Origin of the sequence: Streptomyces sp. NPDC093064 (assembly GCF_044754605.1) — a bacterium.
Taxonomy (GTDB): domain Bacteria; phylum Actinomycetota; class Actinomycetes; order Streptomycetales; family Streptomycetaceae; genus Streptomyces.
This window is the reverse complement of the sequence record NZ_JBIVPK010000013.1, coordinates 109,675-128,295: the sequence shown is the minus strand read 5'-3', so window position 1 is coordinate 128,295 and position 18,621 is coordinate 109,675. Positions and strand designations below refer to the sequence as shown.

Genomic DNA, 18,621 nt, shown 5'->3' with positions numbered 1-18,621 from the left:
AAGGCCCCTCAGTCCCATTCCAGGCCGCCGCGCCGCCATACGTACGCGTACGCGACGAAGACGGTGAGCACGAAGAGCAGCATCTCCACGAGCCCGAAAACACCCAGGGCGTCGAAGCTGACGGCCCACGGGTAGAGGAAGACGATCTCGATGTCGAAGACGATGAAGAGCATCGCCGTCAGGTAGTACTTGATGGGAAAGCGCCCGCCGCCGGCCGGCGTGGGGGTCGGCTCGATACCGCACTCGTATGCCTCGAGTTTGGCGCGGTTGTACCGCTTGGGTCCGATCAGCGTGGCCATGACCACGGAGAAGATCGCAAAGCCTGCCCCGAGGGCTCCCAGTACGAGGATGGGCGCATAAGCGTTCACCGCTCCTCGCTCCTCTCAGTCGGCACTGACTGCTGGCGGTCGCTGGGCTCACGGCTGCCTCACCCGTCCCCCTGTTCCCGGCTCGTCCGGCCAAGATCGAGAACATGTGAAGCAGGTCACAAGCCCAACTGCCTCGCATCTTATGCCCGACGCTCTGTGATCTGCGACACGGGGTATTGCATGAGCTTTGTGATCTCCACCACCTGACGAACGATCATCAAGTCGGATGAGCGGTGATCTTCGCACGCGAAGCACCCGCGTGATCACTACTGGTCACATTTTACCTCGTAATTGCAGGTCGGAGGGGGTGTGCACTATCAGATGCCCGGCGCCCGACGCAAAGTGGCGAACAGTGTCAAGACCTTGATATGGATCTGCTTTTCACACATCAGGGGGACGCCGACGCGAAATGTGGACACGTTCACCCGTTCACAAGTCGGATGTGCGACTCGCGAGGCTGCTCGGGCGCAGTTTCACCAATGGGACTCAAGTGACAAATGTGACCAGTGAGTCCACCGCGCGGACGCGCCGCGAGGCGGTGACCGTTCCGTGACCTCCGTCACGTCCATGAGAGGAGTCTGAGAGTCAGGCTTGGCCAACGATCCGCACGGATGGTAGGTCGAGGGCAATTCGGGCGTAACAGCGAAAGACCATGATCAAAGGCATGATCACACGCGCCCGCAATGTCCGTTACGGCGTCAATAAGGAAACCCGGCCCCGGGATTTGGCCGCCCCGTTGAGCAAATGTGGCGCACCACACGTTTCTTGAAGATATGAAGGAGCCCCTGGTACCGGTTGTTCCCATGTCCCACACCGCTCACATACGCAGCCACCGGAAGCCACGCCGTAGCGCGTCGAGAGTCGCGATGCGGGCCGGAGTTGCCGGCGGCGTCCTCGGCACCCTGGCAGTGGCCGGCGCGTCGGCCTCGTCGGCGAACGCCGCCGAGCCGGCGACCCAGACCCTCGAACTGCCCACGCTGACCTCCGACCTGGCCGCCCAGGTGGCCCAGTCGGCGGAGGCCACGGAGCAGGCCGCCGCCAACTACCGGCTGGGCGCCGAGCGCGACGCGGCCGCCGCAAACGCCGCAAAGCAGGCCAAGGCGGACCTGGCCGACGCTCAGAAGAAGGCGGAGGCCCGCAAGAAGGCCGCCGAGGCCGCCCGGAAGAAGGCCGCCGAGGCCGCCCGCAAGGCCGCCGCCGAGCGTGCCTCGCGCACGACCGCGCGGCCGACGCTCAGCGCCTCTGCGAGCGCCGGCAGCACCTCCGCGAGCGTGTCCACGGCGACCGGTTCGGCCGCGTCGGTGGTCTCGTTCGTCAAGTCCCAGGTCGGCAAGGCCTACGTCTCCGGCGCCACCGGCCCGTCCGCCTACGACTGCTCCGGCCTGGTGCAGACCGCCTTCAAGCAGGTCGGCATCAGCCTGCCGCGCGTCTCCCAGGACCAGTCGACCGCCGGCACCCAGGTGTCGCTGTCCAACCTCCAGGTGGGCGACATCCTCTATTGGGGTGGCGCGGGCAGCGCGTACCACGTGGGTGTCTACGTCGGCAACGGTATGTTCGTCGGTGCGCAGAACCCGTCCACGGGCGTCGTCGAGCGTCCGCTGTCCTACGACCCGCCGTCCGGCGCGGTCCGGGTGCTCTGAGGACGCCCACGGACAGCCGTAACGGACTGAAGGGCCGCAGCCGCTCGGGGGCAGCGGCCCTTCCGTCGTTCCCGATTCGCCCGCTTCACCCCGTATGACACGACCGGGGCCGGCTCGAAGGCGAGCCGGCCCCGACGTCGTGCCCGCGTGTGCTCACGCCTTCGGGGCCACCTTGCTCAGGCCGTTGATGATGCGGTCCATCGCGTCGCCGCCCGTCGGGTCGGTGAGGTTGGCCAGGAGCTTGAGGGTGAACTTCATCAGCACCGGGTGGGTCAGCCCGCGCTGGGCGGCGATCTGCATGACCTTCGGGTTGCCGATGAGCTTCACGAAGGCGCGGCCCAGCGTGTAGTAGCCGCCGTAGGTGTCCTTCAGGACGCGCGGGTAGCGCCGCAGGGCGAGTTCGCGCTGCGCCGGGGTGGCCCGGGAGTGGGCCTGGACGATGACGTCGGCGGCGAGCTGGCCGGACTCCATCGCATAGGCGATGCCCTCGCCGTTGAAGGGGTTGACCAGGCCGCCCGCGTCGCCGACGAGCAGCAGGCCCCGCGTGTAGTGGGGCTGGCGGTTGAAGGCCATGGGCAGTGCGGCGCCGCGGATCGGGCCGGTCATGTTGTCCGGGGTGTAGCCCCAGTCCTCGGGCATCGACGCGCACCAGGCCTTGAGCACCTCGCGCCAGTCCAGTTCCTTGAAGGAATCGGAGGTGTTGAGCACGCCCAGGCCGACGTTGGAGGTGCCGTCGCCCATGCCGAAGATCCAGCCGTAGCCGGGCAGCAGCCGGTCCTGGGGGCCGCGCCGGTCCCACAGCTCCAGCCAGGACTCCAGGTAGTCGTCGTCGTGGCGCGGGCTGGTGAAGTAGGTGCGCACCGCGACGCCCATCGGGCGGTCCTCGCGGCGGTGCAGGCCCATCGCCAGGGACAGCCGGGTGGAGTTGCCGTCGGCGGCGACGACGAGCGGCGCGTGGAAGGTGACCTCGCGCTTCTCCTCACCCAGTTTGGCCTTGACCCCGGTGATGCGGCCGGTGCGGTCGTCGACGAGCGGCGCGGACACGTTGCAGCGCTCGAACAGCCGCGCGCCCGCCTTCTGCGCCTGCCGGGCGAGCTGCTCGTCGAAGTCGTCGCGCTTGCGCACGAGTCCGTAGTCCGGGAAGGAGGCGAGGTCGGGCCAGTCGAGCTGGAGGCGGACGCCTCCGCCGATGATCCTCAGGCCCTTGTTGCGCAGCCAGCCGGCCTCCTCGGAGATGTCGATGCCCATCGCGACGAGTTGCTTGACGGCGCGCGGGGTGAGGCCGTCGCCGCAGACCTTCTCCCGCGGGAACTCGGTCTTCTCCAGCAGGAGTACGTCGAGTCCGGCCCGGGCGAGGTGGTAGGCGGTGGTGGACCCGGACGGCCCCGCGCCCACGACGATCACATCGGCTGTGTTCTCGGAGAGGGGCTCAGTCACGGTCACGGCGGGATCTCCCCAAGGTTCGGAATCTGCGTGCCGACCGGCACTGGACATGGGCAGTCTATGCAGGAGAATTGATCACCCGGCTGAAGGGCTGCCCCGTGAACCGAGCTCTCCCCGTCGTACGTCTGCGTGTGCCCACCGATGAGGACGCCGTGGCCTGGCACCGGATCTTTGCCGACCCGGACGTCATGGAGTTCCACGGCGGCAGTCCCGCGGAGCTTTCCGTCTACGAGGAACTCACCGCCCGTCAGCGGCGGCACGACGCCGAACGCGGCTTCTGCCTGTGGACGATGCTCGACGAGACCGGCCGCGTCATCGGCTTCACCGGCGCCCAGCCGTGGGAGCGGGACTGGGGCCCCACCGGCGAGATCGAGATCGGCTGGCGGCTCGGCCGCGAACACTGGGGTCGCGGATACGTCACGGCGGCGGCCCACATGACCCTGGAGCGGCTGCGCGCGACCGGCCTGACGAGCGTGGTGGCCATGGTCGACTCCCGCAACAAGCGGTCCATCGCGGTCACCGAGCGCCTCGGCATGCGGCTGGCGCAGACCTTCATGACGCCGGTGTCGCAGCGGCAGGGGCACTGCTACCGGCTGGAGCTGTGACCGCGACCGGTCACCTTGCGTAATCGACTGTCACAGTAAGGCACTTGGCGCTTCCGGGTGGCACCCCTGGCCGGTTACTCTGCCAGTACCGCTGGGGGTGACGTCTGTGTACATAACACCCAAGACACCCGAAGTGCGCGTGCCACGCCTGGTCGGGCTGATGGCCGTGGACGCGCGCGAGACCGCCCGCGCCCAGGGCCTGTTCCTCAACGCGCCGGACCGCCCTGACTTCCATCTCACGGTCGTCGACTACGTCGTCCGCCAGTACCCGCAGGCCGGTGCCGAGGTGCCGCGGGACTCCATGGTCTACGTGTGGTTCGACTTCGGCACGGGCGAGGGCGGCGGAGGCGTCCGCGAGCCGCGCGTCCCGCGGCCGCCCACGGGCGGTCTCCAGCGCGAAGTCGACGAACCGGACGATCCGTACGCGGTCAGTCCCGTGTGACGGCCCGCGCGGCCGTCAGCCCTTGAAACCCCGGTGCAGGGACACGATCCCGCCGCTGAGATTGCGCCAGGCCACCTTCGACCAGCCGGCCGTGCGCAGCAGCCCGGCCAGCGCGGGCTGGTCGGGCCAGGCCCGGATGGACTCGGCGAGGTAGACGTACGCGTCCGGGTTGGAGGACACCGCGCGCGCCACGGGCGGCAGGGCGCGCATCAGGTACTCGGTGTAGACAGTGCGGAACGGCGCCCAGGTGGGGTGCGAGAACTCGCAGATGACCACCCGGCCGCCGGGCCGGGTCACCCGGTACATCTCACTCAGGGCCGTCTCGGTGCCCTGCACGTTGCGCAGCCCGAAGGAGATGGTGACGGCGTCGAAGGTGTCGTCCTTGAACGGCAGCCGCGTCGCGTCGCCCGCCGTGAACGGCAGCCAGGCGTGCCGCTGCTTGCCGACCCGCAGCATCCCGAGCGAGAAGTCGCAGGGGACGACGTAGGCGCCGGCGCGGGTGAAGGGCAGCGAGGAGGTGGCCGTGCCGGCGGCGAGATCGAGGATCTTCTGCGCGGGCCGGGCGTCGACCGCCCTGGCGACCTCCTTCCGCCACCGCCGGTCCTGCCCCAGGGACAGCACGTCGTTGGTCAGGTCGTACCGTTCCGCCACGTCGTCGAACATCGAGGCGACGTCGTGCGGCTGCTTCTCCAGGGATGCGCGGGTCACCGTCCCATTGTGGCAGGCGGGGGTGGCGCTTGACGGAAGTGCCCCGGCGGCACGGCTTTCGATGGCAGGCTCGGAACGCGGTTCCCGGTCCGCAGGGAGGCTCTCTCCGGACCGGGATCCCGCTGTGTTTGGATTCCAGGACGGACATCACGAGGGCTGGTGCATGCGCAATGAGGAGTTACCTGACGCCGGTGGCCGGGCTCACCTGCCTGTTCGCCCTGGCCGCCACGGGCTGCTCCTCGATGTCCGACGGCACCTCCGACGCGGCCCCCAAAGCTTCGGAGTCCAGCACCTCGTACGCCCCGTACGTGAGCGCCACGACGGCCACGGGCACCGACTCCGCGGGCTCGCCCGCGACGTACAACCTCGCCTTCGTCATCTCCGGCGGCAGTGACTGCACACCGCGGTGGGACGGCATGTTCGGGATGGACGACGCCGAGGTGAAGTCCCGGATCGGGAAGCTGAGGAAGTCGGGCGCCACGGTGCGCGTCTCCTTCGGCGGGGCCTCCGGCAAGGAGCTGGCGACGACCTGTGGGAACGCCTCCGCGCTGACGGACGCGTACGGGAAGGCCCTGGACGCGGCGGGCTCGACCCAGGCCGACTTCGACATCGAGGGCCGTACGCTGGCCGACTCCGCCTCCGTCGACCTGCGCTCGCGGGCGATCGCGCGGCTGCAGAAGCAGCGCCCCGGCCTGGAGGTGTCCTTCACGCTGCCCGTCATGCCGTCCGGGCTGGACTCCCACGGTCTGGCCCTGCTGGAGTCCGCGAACGTGCACGACGTGCAGGTCTCGACCGTCAACCTCATGACCATGAACTACGCCGAGTCCTACACCGGCGACATGGGCGACTACGCCCTCACCGCCGCGAAGGCCGCCCACACCCAGCTGAAGAAGGTCTTCGGGTTGTCGAACGCCGCGGCCTGGGAGGGAATGGCGCTCACCTCGATGATCGGCGCCAACGACATCGCCGGCGAGACCTTCACGCTCGAGGACGCGGCCCAGGTGCGCTCCTTCGCCGAGGAGAAGCGGATCGCCTGGGTCTCGATGTGGTCCACCTTCCGCGACCGGCAGTGCGAGAAGGGTGTCCCGTCCCGGGCGGACGCGGCGACCGACTGCAGCGGCGTGAAGCAGAAGCCGGGGGCGTTCGCCCGGGAGTTCGGCGGCTGAGGCGGGAGTTCGGCGGCCGAGGCGGGCGGCCTCAGCGCCTGCGGTGCACCAGGCGCCCCGCGCACACGGTGGCGAGGCAGGCGCCGCCGCCGTCGAAGACGGAGAGGTCGGCACGGCCGCCCTCCACCACTGCCGCCGGCCGGGGTCCGGCAAGGACGGCGACGTCGTTCCGGGCGGCGGCCTCCCGCAGTCCGGGCGCGTCCGCGTGCGCGGCGAGCACGGCCGTCGCACCGAGCTTGAGGACCGCGTGCACACGCTCGCGCGGACTCGGCGCGTCGGGCAGCGGCCCTTCGTGGACGCGCGCGGGCCCGAGCACGCCCGGCCAGCGCCGCACGCGCGCGTGCGGAAACCGCCGCTCCAGCTCGGCGAGCGTCCCCACGGCCGCGACCCGGGCGCCCTCGACGGCGACCGCACCGCCCTCGACCGGTTCCGCGTCCCAGTCGGCGCGGACCTCGTCCGCCGCGTGAATCGTCAGCACCCGTACCTCAGTTGGGGGCGAGCAGCTTCAGCTCGGGGTGGGCCGTCCCGCCCGCGATCGCCGTCGACGAGATGTGGGACATCACGCGGTCGTCGACCGGGTCGTTCGCCGGGTCGTCGTGGACGACGAGGTGCTCGTACGTCGTCGCCCGCTGTGCCGGAACCCGCCCCGCCTTCCGGATGAGCTCGATGATCTCCATCCGGTTGGAGCGGTGCTTGGCGCCGGCCGACGACACGACGTTCTCCTCGAGCATGATCGAGCCCAGGTCGTCGGCGCCGTAGTGCAGCGTCAGCTGGCCGACCTCCTTGCCCGTGGTCAGCCAGGAGCCCTGGATGTGCATCACGTTGTCGAGGAAGAGGCGCGCGATCGCGATCATCCGCAGGTACTCGAAGAGAGTGGCCTGCGTACGGCCCTTCAGGTGGTTGTTCTCCGGCTGGTAGGTGTACGGGATGAACGCCCGGAAGCCGCCGGTGCGGTCCTGCACGTCACGGATCATCCGCAGGTGCTCGATCCGCTCGGCGTTCGTCTCACCGGTGCCCATGAGCATCGTCGAGGTGGACTCCACGCCCAGCCGGTGCGCGGCCTCCATGATCTCCAGCCAGCGCTCCCCGGACTCCTTCAGCGGGGCGATGGCCTTGCGCGGCCGCTCCGGCAGCAGCTCGGCGCCGGCTCCGGCGAAGGAGTCCAGGCCGGCCGCGTGGATGCGCGTGATGGCCTCCTCCACCGACACACCAGAGATCCGCGCCATGTGGTCCACCTCGGAGGCACCCAGCGAGTGGATCACCAGCTGCGGGAAGGCCTCCTTGATGGCGCTGAAGTGCTTCTCGTAGTACTCGACGCCGTAGTCCGGGTGGTGGCCGCCCTGGAACATGATCTGCGTGCCGCCGAGTTCGACGGTCTCGGCGCAGCGCCGCAGGATGTCGTCGAGGTCGCGGGTCCACCCCTTCTCCACGTCCTTGGGGGCGGCGTAGAAGGCGCAGAACCTGCACGCGGTGACGCACACGTTCGTGTAGTTGATGTTGCGCTCGATGATGTACGTCGCGATGTGCTCCGTGCCCGCGTACTTCCGACGGCGCACGGCGTCGGCGGCGGCGCCCAGCGCGTGCAGCGGCGCGTGGCGGTAGAGGTCGAGCGCTTCCTCGGGAGTGATCCGTCCGCCCGCGGCGGCACGGTCGAGGACGGCTGTGACATCAGGAGATGTGAGGTCGGCCTTCTCGGTCACCGGCGTCCCTTTCGCAGGATTCGTAAGGGGTTGTGGACAGACCGAACCAGCCTACGTCAGCCGTTTCGCGATGCTGACCTCAGGTTCCGTACGCGCCGATCAGGACTCCGGCGAACGCCCCCGCGATCAGAAACGGCCCGAACGCGATGGCCGTCTTGCGCCCGGCCCGCCGTACGACGACGAGCGCACCGCCGTACAGCGCGCCGAACAGGAAACCGGCGAAGGTGCCCAGCAGGACGACGGGCCAGCCGTACCAGCCGAGGACGGCGCCCGCCCCGAGGGCCAGCTTCACGTCGCCGAACCCCATCCCGGCGGGGTTGACGAGGAACAGCACGAAGTAGCCGCCGCCGAGCGCGAGGGCGCCGTACAGCGCGGTCGGCCAGTGGCCGGCGTGTCCGGGGACCAGGGCGGCCAGGCCGAGGAGCGCGAGGGCGGCGCCCGCGAGGGGCAGGGTCAGCACGTCGGGCAGCCGCCGCACCCGGAAGTCGACCACCGCGAGCAGCACGCCGACCGGCGCGAGCAGCAGCCAGACGGCGAGTTCGGGCCGGCCACCGGTGACGGCGGCGAGGGCTGCGCAGACGAGGGCGGTGGCAGCGGCTGTCGCCGGGGTGCGGGGACCGTACGAGGCGCCACCGCCGGCAAGGGTGGTGGCGCACTGTCCGCACCGCCCGCGCCCGATCCAGCCGCGCACCGGGTGCCCGCCTGGGCAACGCTCCTGCCACGCCTCCCCCGACGGCACGGAGAACCGGTACGCGGCCCGCGGCAGCGACGCGCCCGCCACCGCGCCCCACAGCGCGGCGGCGGCGACCAGCGGCAGACCGGTCGGCGGCACGGTGCTCAGCCCGCCGCGGCGACGGCGCTGCGCCAGGCCGGCAGCAGCTCGTCGAGCAGGGCCTCGGTGCGCGGCGGCAGGCCGCGGGCGCCGCCGCGGCCGACGAGGTCGGCGGCGAGCGCCTCGAGGCGGGCGGTGTCGCCGGTGGCGTGCGTGGCGCGCAGCAGCTCGTTCCACAGGCGCTCGTCGGCCGGGGCGGTGCGCAGCGCGCCGTCCAGCGCCTCGATCGCCTTCTCCGCGCGGTCCTTCTCCAGGTGGAAGGAGGACAGGGCGAGCCCGATGTCCGCGACGATGAGGGGCAGTTGGGCGTCGACGATCTCGTGGGTGAGCCACCGGTAGCGGCCCTCGGGCCGGTCGGCCAGCAGCGGTCCGCGCACCACTACCAGCGCGTCGGTGAGCAGCCGGCCGCGTACGGCCCGGTTGTCCGCGCCCTTGCCCTGCGTGGCCTCGTGGTACAGCGAGCGCAGCACGTCCAGGTCGGAGACGACGGACTTGGCGAGGGTGAGCCGCCCGGTGTCGTCCGTACCGAGCCGGGGGGTGCCGTCGGGGTCGGTGCCGAGCCAGGAGCGCAGCCGCTCGACCAGCGCGTCCCGCACGTCGTCGGTGACACCGCGCGGCCACAGCGCGGAGGACAACACCCGCGGATGCACGCCCTCCCGGTGCAGGAGCAGCAGCGCCAGCGCCTCGTGCAGCAGCGCGCTGCGCTCGTCGTCCGGGGTGTCGAGGCCGATGATCTCGTACGGGCCCACGAGCCGCGCGTACACCGCGGGCCGCCCCTGCTCGCTGATGTCGACGAGGAACGGCGGGGTGGGCGTCGGCCCCTCGGGCCCGCTCTCCGGGTCGGCCTCGACGAACAGCTCGACGACCGCCTGCTGTTCGGCCGACGGCAGCATCTGCGCGTCGAGTTCGAGCCCGAGCAGCGGGGCGAGCAGCCTGCCCTCGCTGGTGATCTCCATCTCCCAGGCGGCGCCGGGCAGTTCGTCGGACTCGGTGCCGACTAGGTAGCCGATGCCCAACCGGCTGGCGTCGGCGGCGAGTTCGGCGAGCCTGCGGGCGTCCTCGGCCGAGGGCTGAGCGGCCAGCAGCACCAGGTGCGGGGCCCAACGGGTGTGCTGCGCGGGCCCGGTACGGCCGGTGAGCACGGAGTCGTGCCCGGCGGCCCCCAGCGCACCGCGCCGCTGCCGCGTCTCGGCCTCCATGGTCTCAAGCAGCGCCTCGATGCCGTCGAGGTGGCGCAGGCGGTTGGGAGCGAGCGGGGTCAGGTCCTGACCGAAGCCGACGAGGGTGACGGTCATGCGGTCCGACCAGCCGTTGGTGGCGAGTTCGGCGGCGACCGAGGCGAACACGGCGGCCCGGTCGGAGGCGCGGCCGCTCAGCGAGACGATGCCGGGCACGGCCTCCAGGTTGAGCAGCAGGCGGGAGTCGTCCATGGTGCCGAGGCTGACCAGCCCGGGGTACGGGGCGGCGGTGTCGGCGTCCTCGTACTGCTCGGCGTCGGCGCGCGCCAGCATCCAGAACGTCTCGTCCTGCCCGGTCTGCCAGGGCGCGGGCGGCTTGCCTGCCGGCTGCGCGAGCTGGAGGTGCAGGTCGCCTCCGGTGAGCCAGGCCGCGTAGACGACGGGCAGCGGCCGGGACTCGGCGGCGAGGGCGGCGGCGAGGGCGCGCAGAGACCGGTCGAGCCGCCGTACGCCCTCGGGGTCGGCGCCCACCAGGAGCGCGTCCTGCACGTCCAGCGCGTCCCCGGTCGGCGTCGGCGGCTCCATGCCGCGCCGCCCGCCGACGGCGCCGAGCGCCGACTGCCACAGTGCCTGCCGGCGCCGGTGGCCGAGTGCGCCGAGGAGACCGGCGGCGAGGAGCGGAGCGCCGAGGAGGGCTTCGGGCAGTCCGAAGGAACGCCCGGAGGAGGCGGGGGTGGCGGCGGTGGCGGCGCTGTCGTCGGCCTGCCGCTGCCGGTCCTGCCCGGCGTCGGAGGCGGGCCGCTGGGCGGGTACGGAGGCGTGGGAGCCACCGCCCTGCTGATGGCCGCCGCCCTGCGCGTGGTCGCCCCCGCCCTGGGCGTGATCGCCGGTCTTGGCGTAGTCGTGGATCTGCTGCCGCACCTGCTCGGAGACGCCCGGCGCGCCGTCGGGCATCTCGACGAGTTCGCCGCCGTGCGCGTCCGCGGGCATCTCCATGATCCAGCCGGGCCGGATGAGGCTGGCCTCGGACAGCCGGGAGCCGTCGGGCTGGACCCGGTCCTTGTTGAGTTGGTAGATCTCCTTGTACCGGCGCCCGTCGCCGAGGTGCCGCTGGGCGATCTCCCAGAGCGAGTCGTGGTGGCGCCCCTCGGGCGGCTGGATCCGGTAGTACTTCGTGTCGCCCTGCTTGGCCTCCGCCTTCGCGGCGGCGGTCGCGGCCTGCTCGGCGACGGCCGCCGCGGTGTTCGCGGCCTGCTCCCGCTGCTGTCCGAACAGCCCGCCCGGCGTCTGCTGCGCGGCGGCGACGGTCCCCTTCTGGTTCCCCTCCAGGCCGTGCCCGAGCTGCGACAGCCCCGGCGTGAAGCTGGCGGCCGTGGCCCCGACGAGCAGCAGCGCGGCGACGAGTTGCCGCGCGAGCAGCTGGCTGGGGCCGGCTCCGGGCACCCGTCCCGGCACACCGACCCCGGAGAGCGCGGCCTTCATCTCCACGAGCACACAGGCGGTGAACTGCGCCCAGGCGAGCCAGACGACGACCGTCAGGATGCTCAGGAAGGTCTGGACGGTGATCTCCTGCTGGAGCCAGTCCAGGCTCGGCACGCCGTGCGGCAGCGGCCATCCGATCTGCGTGGCCAGCGCCAGCGGCACACCGACGAGCAGGACGAGCAGGGCCAGGAAGGCGAGGAACGCCTTCACGAAGTCCCCGGCCGTCCGCCGCCGCACCCGCACCGGCTGCGGCGTCCGGTTCCTCGGGGCCGTCGAGCCTCCCGTCGGGCTTCCCGTCGAGCTTGAACTACGGCGTCGCGGCATGGCGGGTGTCCTGATGGTGTGTGAAGTGGGTGCGGTAAATGGGGCGTACTGAGCCTACAGAGATCCTATTGACGGGGGCGACACAGCTTCCGCCCCTCAACTTCGGACGCCCCCAGCCCGTTCACAACAGCCACGCCATACCTCTCGACTTCCCCCACAATCCCCCGCCGAGCACCCAAATCCTCCCCTGTCGCCCCTGATAGCTTCGTTGTCCGCTGCACACGTCGTCGTCTTCCGGGGGAGATCCACCGTGGCCCGCCGCGCCCTACCCACAGCCGCCACCGCACTCACCGCCATCGCGGTCCTCACGCTCACCGCGTGCGGCGGGGGCGGGGACGCCAAGTCCGATGACATCAAGGGGGCGGACACGGGGGCGGCTACGCCTACGGTGTCGGCTTCCGCCGGTTCCGGCCAACCCGATATGAGCCTGCCGAGCGATTTGCAGGTCCAGTTCGACGTCACGCGGTTGTCCGACACCCGTCATGAGGCAGCCCTCGACAGCGCGAAGAACTACATCCTGGCCCTGAACCACGGCATCACGGCCCAGGACCCCGAAGATCCGGCCTATCAGTTCTACTCGCTCGGCATCGCCACCAAGTACGCCCGGAACCAGATCCAGGCATGGGTGAAGGACGAGTGGACCGCCACTGGGACTGACAGCTACTACAAGGCCAGGACCGACGACGTTGGCACGTCCCGTGGTGTGCTCGTCACGATGTGCCGGGACCAGAGCAAGTTCTATGGCAAGAACGTCAAGACACAGAAGATCAAATACACGAAGGAGAGCCTCAACTCCTATCAGGAATTCCGTCTCTTCATGAAGCCCCCGCAGGGGTCCGAGAAGGTCTGGAAGGTTCTGCAGATCGAAGTGCAAGGCCGTGTCAAGGAGTGTCAGCGATGACGCTCCCCGTACGTGCTCTGCGCTGGTCCGCTGTTCTGGCAACCGCAGCCGTACTCGGGTCCGGAAGCAACGCGTACGCTGACGGCCCGGAGGGCAACACCACCGTACCGTCGGCCGATCAGCCGAGCGGCAGCACCGACGGCAAGGGAGGCCTTAAGGCCTCCGTCTCCCATATCCGGATCACTTACGTGAGCGGCGGAAACGGCGGGGGCAAGCGGGGCAACCTCGGTACGGTCGACTCCAACTGGAAGCCGCCGGCCTGCTGGTACGAGCCGGCCTTCACCCCGGCCGGGCTCAAGAAGTTCGTGGACTCGGACGGCGGCGGTGACGTCGGCATCCACGAGTCGTGGTTCGGCAAGGAACTGTGGACGGACCACTACCGCGACGGCAAACCTGCCGACAACTTCGATGCGCACAAACCCGTCAACAGTTCCGCCGAAGGCTACAAGAACTACAACCTCGGCCAGAGCGGCTACTTCTGGCGCGGCGTCGCCCCCAACGCCGCCGACCCGAATTCCTGGGACTGCGGTCGCATCATGTTCTGGGTCGACGCGGGCAACCTCCCGAACGACCCGAACTCCCCCACCCCCAAAACCCTTGCCGAGTACGCCTACGACAAGATCAAGGTCCCCGTGACCGAGATCAAGGTGAAACCCGAGGCCAAGTCCACCGTCAACCTCCCGACCTGGATCTGGCTGGACAAGGGCAGGTTCAAGGAGGTCAAGGTCCGCGCCGAACTGCCCAACACGGGCCTCTGGGCCGAGACGACGGCCAAGCCGGTCGCCCTCCACCTGACCCCCGGCACGGACGACGCCGAGACCTCCCCGTCCTCCGACAACTGCACGATCAACGACGACGGCTCGATCGGCACCCCGTACACGAAAGGCAACGCGGACAAGACCCCGCCGTGCGGCATCAGGTACCTCCGCGCCACGAACGGGCAGCCGTACCGCCTCAAGGCGTCCATCACCTGGCAGATCACCTGGCAAGGCACCGGCGGCGCCAAGGGCAACCTCCCCGACGGCACCTTCGAAACAACCCAGGACATGAACGTCCAGGAAATCCAGTCGATCAACCGCTGAGACACGCCGGGCGGGGCCCCGGCAGCCGCGTTGGACGACTTGCCGGGCTACCTCGCCACCCCAGGACCCAAGCCTTGGCCAGGTCGGGGGCGACACAACTTCCGTCCCTCAACCTCGGACGCCCCGACGCCGTTCACAACAGCCACGCCGCATCTCTCGACTTCCCCCATAACCCACCGCCGAGCAGCCGAATCCTCCCCTGTCGCCCCTGATAGCTTCCTTGCCCGCTGCATACGTCGTCGTCCTCCGGGGGAGATCCACCGTGGCCCGCCGCGCGCTACCCGCAACCGCCAGCACGCTCATCGCACTTACCGCCATTGCGGCCCTCACGCTGACCGCGTGCGGCGGGGGCAGGAACACCACGCCGGGCGACATCAACGGAGTGGAGACGGCGGCGGGCGGCCCGTCGCCCTCCGCCGCGGCACCGCGGGCGTCCGGAGTTCAGCGCCCCGACGTCACGCTCCCGACGGAGTTCCAGCTGACGTTCGACAACTGGACGAGCAGTGACAGCATCGAACAGGCCATCCTCAACGACACCAAGGAACAACTCCGAGCGGGTTACGCCGCGATCATCGCCAATGAACCGGATGGCGGCGACGCCCTCGCCTTCTACGACACCAAGCCGGGTCTGTCACAGGACCGACAGTGGATCAAGACCTATACGAGCAAGGACGTCACCGTCTTCGGCAAACTGCCGGCCTACGCCGCCAAGACCATCCTTCTCGGTGACCAGAAGACGCGTGCCGTGGTGACGTACTGCACGGACGAGAGCAAGGCCTACACCAGGAACCGCAAGACGAAGGAGGTTCAAGGGAATCCCGTGCATTGGGACCCGAAGGTCTTCTACAGCGTCACACTGGCCAAGAACGCCGGCGGAGTCTGGCAGAACGTCTCCACCCGTGCGAAGAGGGGTGGCTGCTGAGCTGGCACGCTTCCGTGCCCTGCTCAACAGAGTGGAGAAGGCGGCGCTGGAGCCCCTGGCTTGCCGGGACTTCATCCACCACCTGACGAAGGAGCTGTGAGGCGCCCGCATGGAGCAGGTCATCCGTTGGCAGAAGTCGTCGTTCTCCGGCGGGGGTGACGGCAACACCTGCGTGGAGATAGCGGACCTGCACACCCGCATAGCTGTCCGCGACTCAAAAGCTCCCGCCCGAGCCACCCTCTCCTTCCCGGCGGCAGCCTTCGCCACGTTCCGCGACTCGCTCAAAACGGCGAAAGGGGAGATTTGAGCCTGCGGCGGCACCTGAAGAAGCTCCTACGCGAAACAGCACAGGACGTCGCGTACGTCGAATCCCTGGGCGCATCAAACGCTCCGATCGAAGTTGATTTTTCGTACTCAACACAGATCCCGTGGCCGTCACTCTGGAAGTTCGCACAGTTCGCGTACCTTGCCGAGCAGTACGGCTACCGCTACGCCGGGCTGGATCCAGACCTGCGAGAGTCCGGCACGCCCTTCTTCGTCTTCCGGCGCCTGCCGGACGAGCCTGAGCGGGCCGCGCGTACAAGGGAACGGTTTCCCGATGCCACCGACGGCGGCCGGCTGCCCGGAATGCGTTCCTGGCCTGTGCCGGTGCTGACGCTGCCGGAGGCGCGAAGCGAGGTGAAGCTGCTGCACGCCAGGATCGCCATCGACTACTACAGTGCGATCGGGCGGCAGCCGTTGCGGCCGGCGCTCATCGGCATCCCGCTCGTCGTTCTTCTCGTTCTGCTGGTGAACGGCGAGCTGCACGCCGCAGGACTGCGTGTCGCAACCGGTACGGTCGCGGCTCTTCTGCTCACGCTCGGAGCCTCCAGGGTCTTCATGCGTCGGCGTATCGCGGCGTACCGGCGGTTGCTGTCAGAGTGAGAGCGTCTTCGCGATGTTGTCGGCCATCTGCTCGGCCGGCTCGTCCAGGACCGGTTCCGTCCAGGAGACCAGCATCGTGAGGGCCGTCTCCATGCCGTCCGGGCGGACGCCGTAGAACACGGTGTGGACCACCGGGCGTGGGCCGAAGAAGCCCTTCTTCTCGCCGATGAGGTTCTGACGGATACGGACGGCGTCGCCGAGGGGGAGCCGTACCTCGCATACGTCCGGTTCGCCGAAGTCGTGGCCGGACATGTGCTCGACCAGCAGGTCGAGGGTGACCTCGGGGAACGTCTCGTCGGGGTGGATGGCATCGAGTTCCATGATGGCCGCCACCGTCTCGTGGCCGCTCACGTACCAGCCGAAGGAGGCCAGCGTGTCGCGGGTGTAGCAGTCGGCGACCGTGCGCTTGAGACTCCGGGCCAGGCGGCGGGCATCGCCCTGGGCACCGTCCTGCGCGTATCGCTCGGCGAGTTCCGCGCCCTGTTGCTTGGCCCAGGAGACCAGGTCCACGCTCCCGGCGGCGGGGAAGGGCACCCAGTCCTCCGAGAGCTCCAGTCCGAGGTTCGAAAGGTCGTCGGTCATGGTGTCGGTCACTCCGTCCAGGTCAGCGAGTCGGCGATCGCGTCGAAGAGTCCGGCCATCGCGTCTGCGATCGCCTCGATCGGTGTGGAGAAGGTCAGCAGCAGGAACGCGGTCGTACCGGGGATCGGGAGGTGGTACTCCACCGAGAGCGAGTTGTGCGGGGGCTCGGTGCCCTCCTCGTCGTTGCCCTGCGGCATGAGCCTGCGGACCCGGACGGCGGGGCCCGAGCGCAGTTCCTCGATGGTCACCGATCCCTCGCCGTCGTCGACGAACCGCTGCGCCAAGGCTTCGAGCGGCACCGGCTCGGGGTGTCGCAGTGGCGCCAGGGTGACCAGCAGCGAGGCCGGAATGGTGAAGGGGCCGACCTCCTGGAGGCTGAGGTACAGCTCGATGCCACCGCTACGGTGGGCCTTGGCCGCGCCGCGCTGCAGGTCCCTGCGGAGTTCTTCCTTAAGGTGCGGCGCGTTGTCGATGCCGTGGAACTGGCGCTCCACGAGCGCCGGCTCGGAGATCACCGGGTGACCCGGTCGATGTCCGCTTGCTGATCGCTCATGGATGCCGTCACCCCACCTCGTTCTTGGCCACTGCGCGGCCATGGACCACCACGTTGCCGCCGTAGAACATGCCGGTGAAGACAGGCGAATACGTCAACTGGATCTCGACCTGTACCTGGTCGGCGTCGGCTGCCACGCAGTGGCTCGCGGCGATGTCGGCGCCCGTCATGCTCATCTCCCGGGCGAAGGCCTTCACGCGGGCGTCGCAATTCCCGTAGTTGATCGGCGCCGGGCCGCCCTCGTCGTTGTAGAGGGCCTCGCGGTCGATGTCCTGGGCGGCGTAGCGGGCCGCCTGTTCGGCTATGTCCGCGGCCCGTTCGCGCTTGGAGATGGAGAGGCCGCCGTCGATGACGAAGGCGGACAGGGCGAGGAAGACCAGGGCGAAGATGATGACCGCGCCGGCGCCCGAGCCACGGTCGGACATCCGGGAGCGACGGGCCTGCCACCAGGTCTGTCGGGCATGCCTCACGCCGACCTCCGGAAGGGATCCAGCGGCGAGCTGAAGCTTGCGGACAGCGTCGTCGGGATGTTCAGGCCCAGCGACGCCAGGCCGCGCACCTCGCAGCTGACCTCGACCGTGAACAGGGTGTCGGGGGCGAAGCCCGCGCTCGTCTGCACCACCGAGACCGGTCCCGAGCAGACGTCCGCCAGGTCCGCCTCCGCCGCCCTGCGCGCCTCGGCCATGGCCGTCGGGTGGTCCTTCTGGATCGAGCCCGCGCGTGCCGCGTCCCGTGCCGCGCCGTCGACCGCGCCGCGGCCCTCGACGAGTTGGCCGAAGGCCACGAGCACCAGGATGAACAGGATCATCACCGGGGCGAGGATCACGACCTCCACGGTGGACAGGCCGCTGTCGTCACGGGCGGACGAAACAGGTCTCCAGGAAGGGCGGTTCATCTAGTTCCCGTCCTCCCGCACGAACCTCTCCACCGGCCCCGACGACTGCGCGTGCACCGTCAGATTCAGGCCTGGGAACACCGTCGGGATCCGCGCCGAGATCTCCACGCCCACGGTGTTCTGCTCCGGCTGCAGCATCTTCACGTCCGGCGACAGCACCAGTTGCGGGCCCAGTTGGCGAATGTAGGCGTCGACGACGTTCCGTGCCTCGCCCCGCCAGGCGCCGGGCTGTTCGTCGGCCGTGGCGCGGGCCTTGCGGGCGCCGGCCTGGGCCGCCGCCTGGGCGACGTGGTCGGCGAAGAAGTACAACGCGAACTGCACCGTCGCGAAGATCATGAAGAACAGCACGGGGGTGAGCAGCACGAACTCGATCGCGGTCATCCCGCGGTCGCCGCCGGTGGCTGTCGCCTCACGCGCGGCCCGCACCTTGCGGCGTACCGCGTGTCGCACCCGTCCGCCCACGTCCGCCCGCATCCCCGTCCACCCCGTTGCGCTTCTTCGTCGTACGCTCGTCGTACGTGCGCACGTCCTACGTACGCTCGCCGTACGTGCACTTCGCCGCACGTGCACTCGCCGCACGCGCGACCGCCGTACGCACGGTCAGCAGGTCTTGCCCGCGTCCGCGCCCTTGATGCAGTTGCCCACCTTGTTGGCGCCCTCGCTCAGCGCGGAGTTGATGATGGCCGCCACCACGCCGACGATCGCCACGACGACCGCGGAGATGATGACCCACTCGACCGCGGAGGCACCACGGTCCAGCTCGCCGGAGCGGGCGCGCTGCACACGGCCGCCCAGGAAGGTGACCAGGAAGTCCACGGCCGGAATCCCGGTGTGGAAGTCTCGTCCGTTCATGACAGTCGTTTCCTCTCGAATT

At 69.8% G+C, this 18,621-nt stretch carries 22 protein-coding genes; 9 read left to right on the top strand and 13 right to left on the bottom strand.

Translation table 11 applies throughout. The annotated features are described in order from the left end of the window. Positions 1-8 precede the first annotated feature (8 nt). A complete protein-coding gene (locus ACIQFZ_RS18260) occupies positions 9-368 on the bottom strand; it encodes an NADH-quinone oxidoreductase subunit A (RefSeq protein ID WP_100569667.1) in 360 nt (119 codons plus the stop codon). A gap of 803 nt (positions 369-1,171) precedes the next feature. Here ACIQFZ_RS18260 and ACIQFZ_RS18255 point away from each other — a divergent pair. Beyond that, a complete protein-coding gene (locus tag ACIQFZ_RS18255; protein ID WP_402691672.1) occupies positions 1,172-2,008 on the top strand; it encodes a C40 family peptidase in 837 nt (278 codons plus the stop codon). A gap of 153 nt (positions 2,009-2,161) precedes the next feature. Here ACIQFZ_RS18255 and ACIQFZ_RS18250 read toward each other — a convergent pair whose 3' ends face one another. Beyond that, a complete protein-coding gene (locus ACIQFZ_RS18250) occupies positions 2,162-3,502 on the bottom strand; it encodes a geranylgeranyl reductase family protein (RefSeq protein ID WP_402691671.1) in 1,341 nt (446 codons plus the stop codon). A 47-nt stretch (positions 3,503-3,549) separates the two neighbouring features. Here ACIQFZ_RS18250 and ACIQFZ_RS18245 point away from each other — a divergent pair, with 47 nt between their 5' ends. Then, the gene (locus ACIQFZ_RS18245) at positions 3,550-4,056 is read left to right on the top strand and encodes a GNAT family N-acetyltransferase (RefSeq protein WP_365416646.1); all 507 of its coding nucleotides are present in this window, start codon (positions 3,550-3,552) and stop codon (positions 4,054-4,056) included. A 106-nt stretch (positions 4,057-4,162) separates the two neighbouring features. Further along, positions 4,163-4,498, top strand: coding sequence for a PASTA domain-containing protein (locus ACIQFZ_RS18240; protein ID WP_402691670.1), 336 nt, complete (start codon positions 4,163-4,165; stop codon positions 4,496-4,498). A gap of 15 nt (positions 4,499-4,513) precedes the next feature. Here ACIQFZ_RS18240 and ACIQFZ_RS18235 read toward each other — a convergent pair whose 3' ends face one another. Next, entirely contained in the window at positions 4,514-5,206 is a 693-nt protein-coding gene (locus tag ACIQFZ_RS18235) for a demethylmenaquinone methyltransferase (protein WP_402691669.1), read from the bottom strand. 170 nt (positions 5,207-5,376) lie between these two features. On the opposite strand from ACIQFZ_RS18235, the gene ACIQFZ_RS18230 reads away from it, so the two are divergent. Beyond that, the gene (locus ACIQFZ_RS18230; protein ID WP_402691668.1) at positions 5,377-6,372 is read left to right on the top strand and encodes a chitinase; all 996 of its coding nucleotides are present in this window, start codon (positions 5,377-5,379) and stop codon (positions 6,370-6,372) included. 31 nt (positions 6,373-6,403) lie between these two features. Here ACIQFZ_RS18230 and ACIQFZ_RS18225 read toward each other — a convergent pair whose 3' ends face one another. From ACIQFZ_RS18225 to ACIQFZ_RS18210, 4 genes are all read right to left on the bottom strand, one after another. Then, a complete protein-coding gene (locus ACIQFZ_RS18225) occupies positions 6,404-6,850 on the bottom strand; it encodes an imidazolonepropionase-like domain-containing protein (RefSeq protein ID WP_383057331.1) in 447 nt (148 codons plus the stop codon). A 7-nt stretch (positions 6,851-6,857) separates the two neighbouring features. Continuing rightward, positions 6,858-8,072 (bottom strand): cyclic dehypoxanthinyl futalosine synthase, encoded by a 1,215-nt coding sequence (mqnC, locus tag ACIQFZ_RS18220; RefSeq protein ID WP_383057330.1) that lies wholly within the window; start codon positions 8,070-8,072, stop codon positions 6,858-6,860. A gap of 79 nt (positions 8,073-8,151) precedes the next feature. Then, on the bottom strand, positions 8,152-8,904 hold the full coding sequence (locus ACIQFZ_RS18215) for a prepilin peptidase (protein ID WP_402691667.1): 753 nt from the start codon (positions 8,902-8,904) through the stop codon (positions 8,152-8,154). 5 nt (positions 8,905-8,909) lie between these two features. Further along, a complete protein-coding gene (locus ACIQFZ_RS18210; RefSeq protein ID WP_365416655.1) occupies positions 8,910-11,888 on the bottom strand; it encodes a BTAD domain-containing putative transcriptional regulator in 2,979 nt (992 codons plus the stop codon). Between the two features lie 250 nt (positions 11,889-12,138). On the opposite strand from ACIQFZ_RS18210, the gene ACIQFZ_RS18205 reads away from it, so the two are divergent. From ACIQFZ_RS18205 to ACIQFZ_RS18185, 5 genes are all read left to right on the top strand, one after another. Continuing rightward, positions 12,139-12,789, top strand: coding sequence for a hypothetical protein (locus tag ACIQFZ_RS18205; protein WP_383057326.1), 651 nt, complete (start codon positions 12,139-12,141; stop codon positions 12,787-12,789). Next, a complete protein-coding gene (locus ACIQFZ_RS18200; protein WP_402691666.1) occupies positions 12,786-13,871 on the top strand; it encodes a hypothetical protein in 1,086 nt (361 codons plus the stop codon). Before ACIQFZ_RS18205 ends, ACIQFZ_RS18200 begins: the two co-directional genes overlap by 4 nt. Before the next feature lie 262 nt (positions 13,872-14,133). After that, positions 14,134-14,793 carry a hypothetical protein gene (locus ACIQFZ_RS18195; RefSeq protein ID WP_402691665.1) on the top strand — a complete coding sequence of 220 codons (660 nt, stop codon included), beginning with the start codon at positions 14,134-14,136 and terminating at the stop codon, positions 14,791-14,793. 109 nt (positions 14,794-14,902) lie between these two features. Continuing rightward, positions 14,903-15,100, top strand: a complete 198-nt coding sequence (locus ACIQFZ_RS18190; RefSeq protein ID WP_402691664.1) for a DUF397 domain-containing protein — start codon at positions 14,903-14,905, stop codon at positions 15,098-15,100. Then, on the top strand, positions 15,097-15,717 hold the full coding sequence (locus ACIQFZ_RS18185) for a hypothetical protein (RefSeq protein WP_402691663.1): 621 nt from the start codon (positions 15,097-15,099) through the stop codon (positions 15,715-15,717). Before ACIQFZ_RS18190 ends, ACIQFZ_RS18185 begins: the two co-directional genes overlap by 4 nt. Here ACIQFZ_RS18185 and ACIQFZ_RS18180 read toward each other — a convergent pair. The 6 genes from ACIQFZ_RS18180 to ACIQFZ_RS18155 all read right to left on the bottom strand — a co-directional run bounded on the left by ACIQFZ_RS18180 (position 15,709) and on the right by ACIQFZ_RS18155 (position 18,599). Then, positions 15,709-16,299, bottom strand: coding sequence for a hypothetical protein (locus tag ACIQFZ_RS18180; protein ID WP_402691662.1), 591 nt, complete (start codon positions 16,297-16,299; stop codon positions 15,709-15,711). The two genes, ACIQFZ_RS18185 and ACIQFZ_RS18180, sit on opposite strands and share 9 nt — an antisense overlap. 8 nt (positions 16,300-16,307) lie before the next feature. Then, on the bottom strand, positions 16,308-16,814 hold the full coding sequence (locus tag ACIQFZ_RS18175; RefSeq protein ID WP_402691661.1) for a hypothetical protein: 507 nt from the start codon (positions 16,812-16,814) through the stop codon (positions 16,308-16,310). Between the two features lie 46 nt (positions 16,815-16,860). Beyond that, positions 16,861-17,277 carry a pilus assembly protein TadG-related protein gene (locus ACIQFZ_RS18170; RefSeq protein ID WP_365416613.1) on the bottom strand — a complete coding sequence of 139 codons (417 nt, stop codon included), beginning with the start codon at positions 17,275-17,277 and terminating at the stop codon, positions 16,861-16,863. Between the two features lie 41 nt (positions 17,278-17,318). Further along, positions 17,319-17,747: a TadE/TadG family type IV pilus assembly protein gene (locus ACIQFZ_RS18165; RefSeq protein WP_383057306.1), complete on the bottom strand. Its 429-nt coding sequence runs from the start codon at positions 17,745-17,747 to the stop codon at positions 17,319-17,321. Then, positions 17,748-18,221 carry a TadE family protein gene (locus ACIQFZ_RS18160; protein WP_365416588.1) on the bottom strand — a complete coding sequence of 158 codons (474 nt, stop codon included), beginning with the start codon at positions 18,219-18,221 and terminating at the stop codon, positions 17,748-17,750. It abuts the gene before it with no gap. Positions 18,222-18,347: 126 nt separating this feature from the next. Then, the gene (locus ACIQFZ_RS18155; RefSeq protein ID WP_100569654.1) at positions 18,348-18,599 is read right to left on the bottom strand and encodes a hypothetical protein; all 252 of its coding nucleotides are present in this window, start codon (positions 18,597-18,599) and stop codon (positions 18,348-18,350) included. Positions 18,600-18,621: the final 22 nt, after the last annotated feature.

Excerpts from the sequence above, each read along its gene's own strand:
- ACIQFZ_RS18165 (WP_383057306.1), bottom strand. The coding sequence starts at position 17,747 with ATGAACCGCCCTTCCTGGAGACCTGTTTCGTCCGCCCGTGACGACAGC.
- ACIQFZ_RS18180 (WP_402691662.1), bottom strand. The coding sequence starts at position 16,299 with ATGACCGACGACCTTTCGAACCTCGGACTGGAGCTCTCGGAGGACTGG.
- ACIQFZ_RS18250 (WP_402691671.1), bottom strand. The coding sequence starts at position 3,502 with ATGTCCAGTGCCGGTCGGCACGCAGATTCCGAACCTTGGGGAGATCCC.
- ACIQFZ_RS18160 (WP_365416588.1), bottom strand. The coding sequence starts at position 18,221 with ATGCGGGCGGACGTGGGCGGACGGGTGCGACACGCGGTACGCCGCAAG.
- ACIQFZ_RS18230 (WP_402691668.1), top strand. The coding sequence starts at position 5,377 with ATGAGGAGTTACCTGACGCCGGTGGCCGGGCTCACCTGCCTGTTCGCC.
- ACIQFZ_RS18190 (WP_402691664.1), top strand. The coding sequence starts at position 14,903 with ATGGAGCAGGTCATCCGTTGGCAGAAGTCGTCGTTCTCCGGCGGGGGT.
- ACIQFZ_RS18170 (WP_365416613.1), bottom strand. The coding sequence starts at position 17,277 with ATGTCCGACCGTGGCTCGGGCGCCGGCGCGGTCATCATCTTCGCCCTG.
- ACIQFZ_RS18155 (WP_100569654.1), bottom strand. The coding sequence starts at position 18,599 with ATGAACGGACGAGACTTCCACACCGGGATTCCGGCCGTGGACTTCCTG.
- ACIQFZ_RS18210 (WP_365416655.1), bottom strand. The coding sequence starts at position 11,888 with ATGCCGCGACGCCGTAGTTCAAGCTCGACGGGAAGCCCGACGGGAGGC.
- ACIQFZ_RS18255 (WP_402691672.1), top strand. The coding sequence starts at position 1,172 with ATGTCCCACACCGCTCACATACGCAGCCACCGGAAGCCACGCCGTAGC.
- ACIQFZ_RS18200 (WP_402691666.1), top strand. The coding sequence starts at position 12,786 with ATGACGCTCCCCGTACGTGCTCTGCGCTGGTCCGCTGTTCTGGCAACC.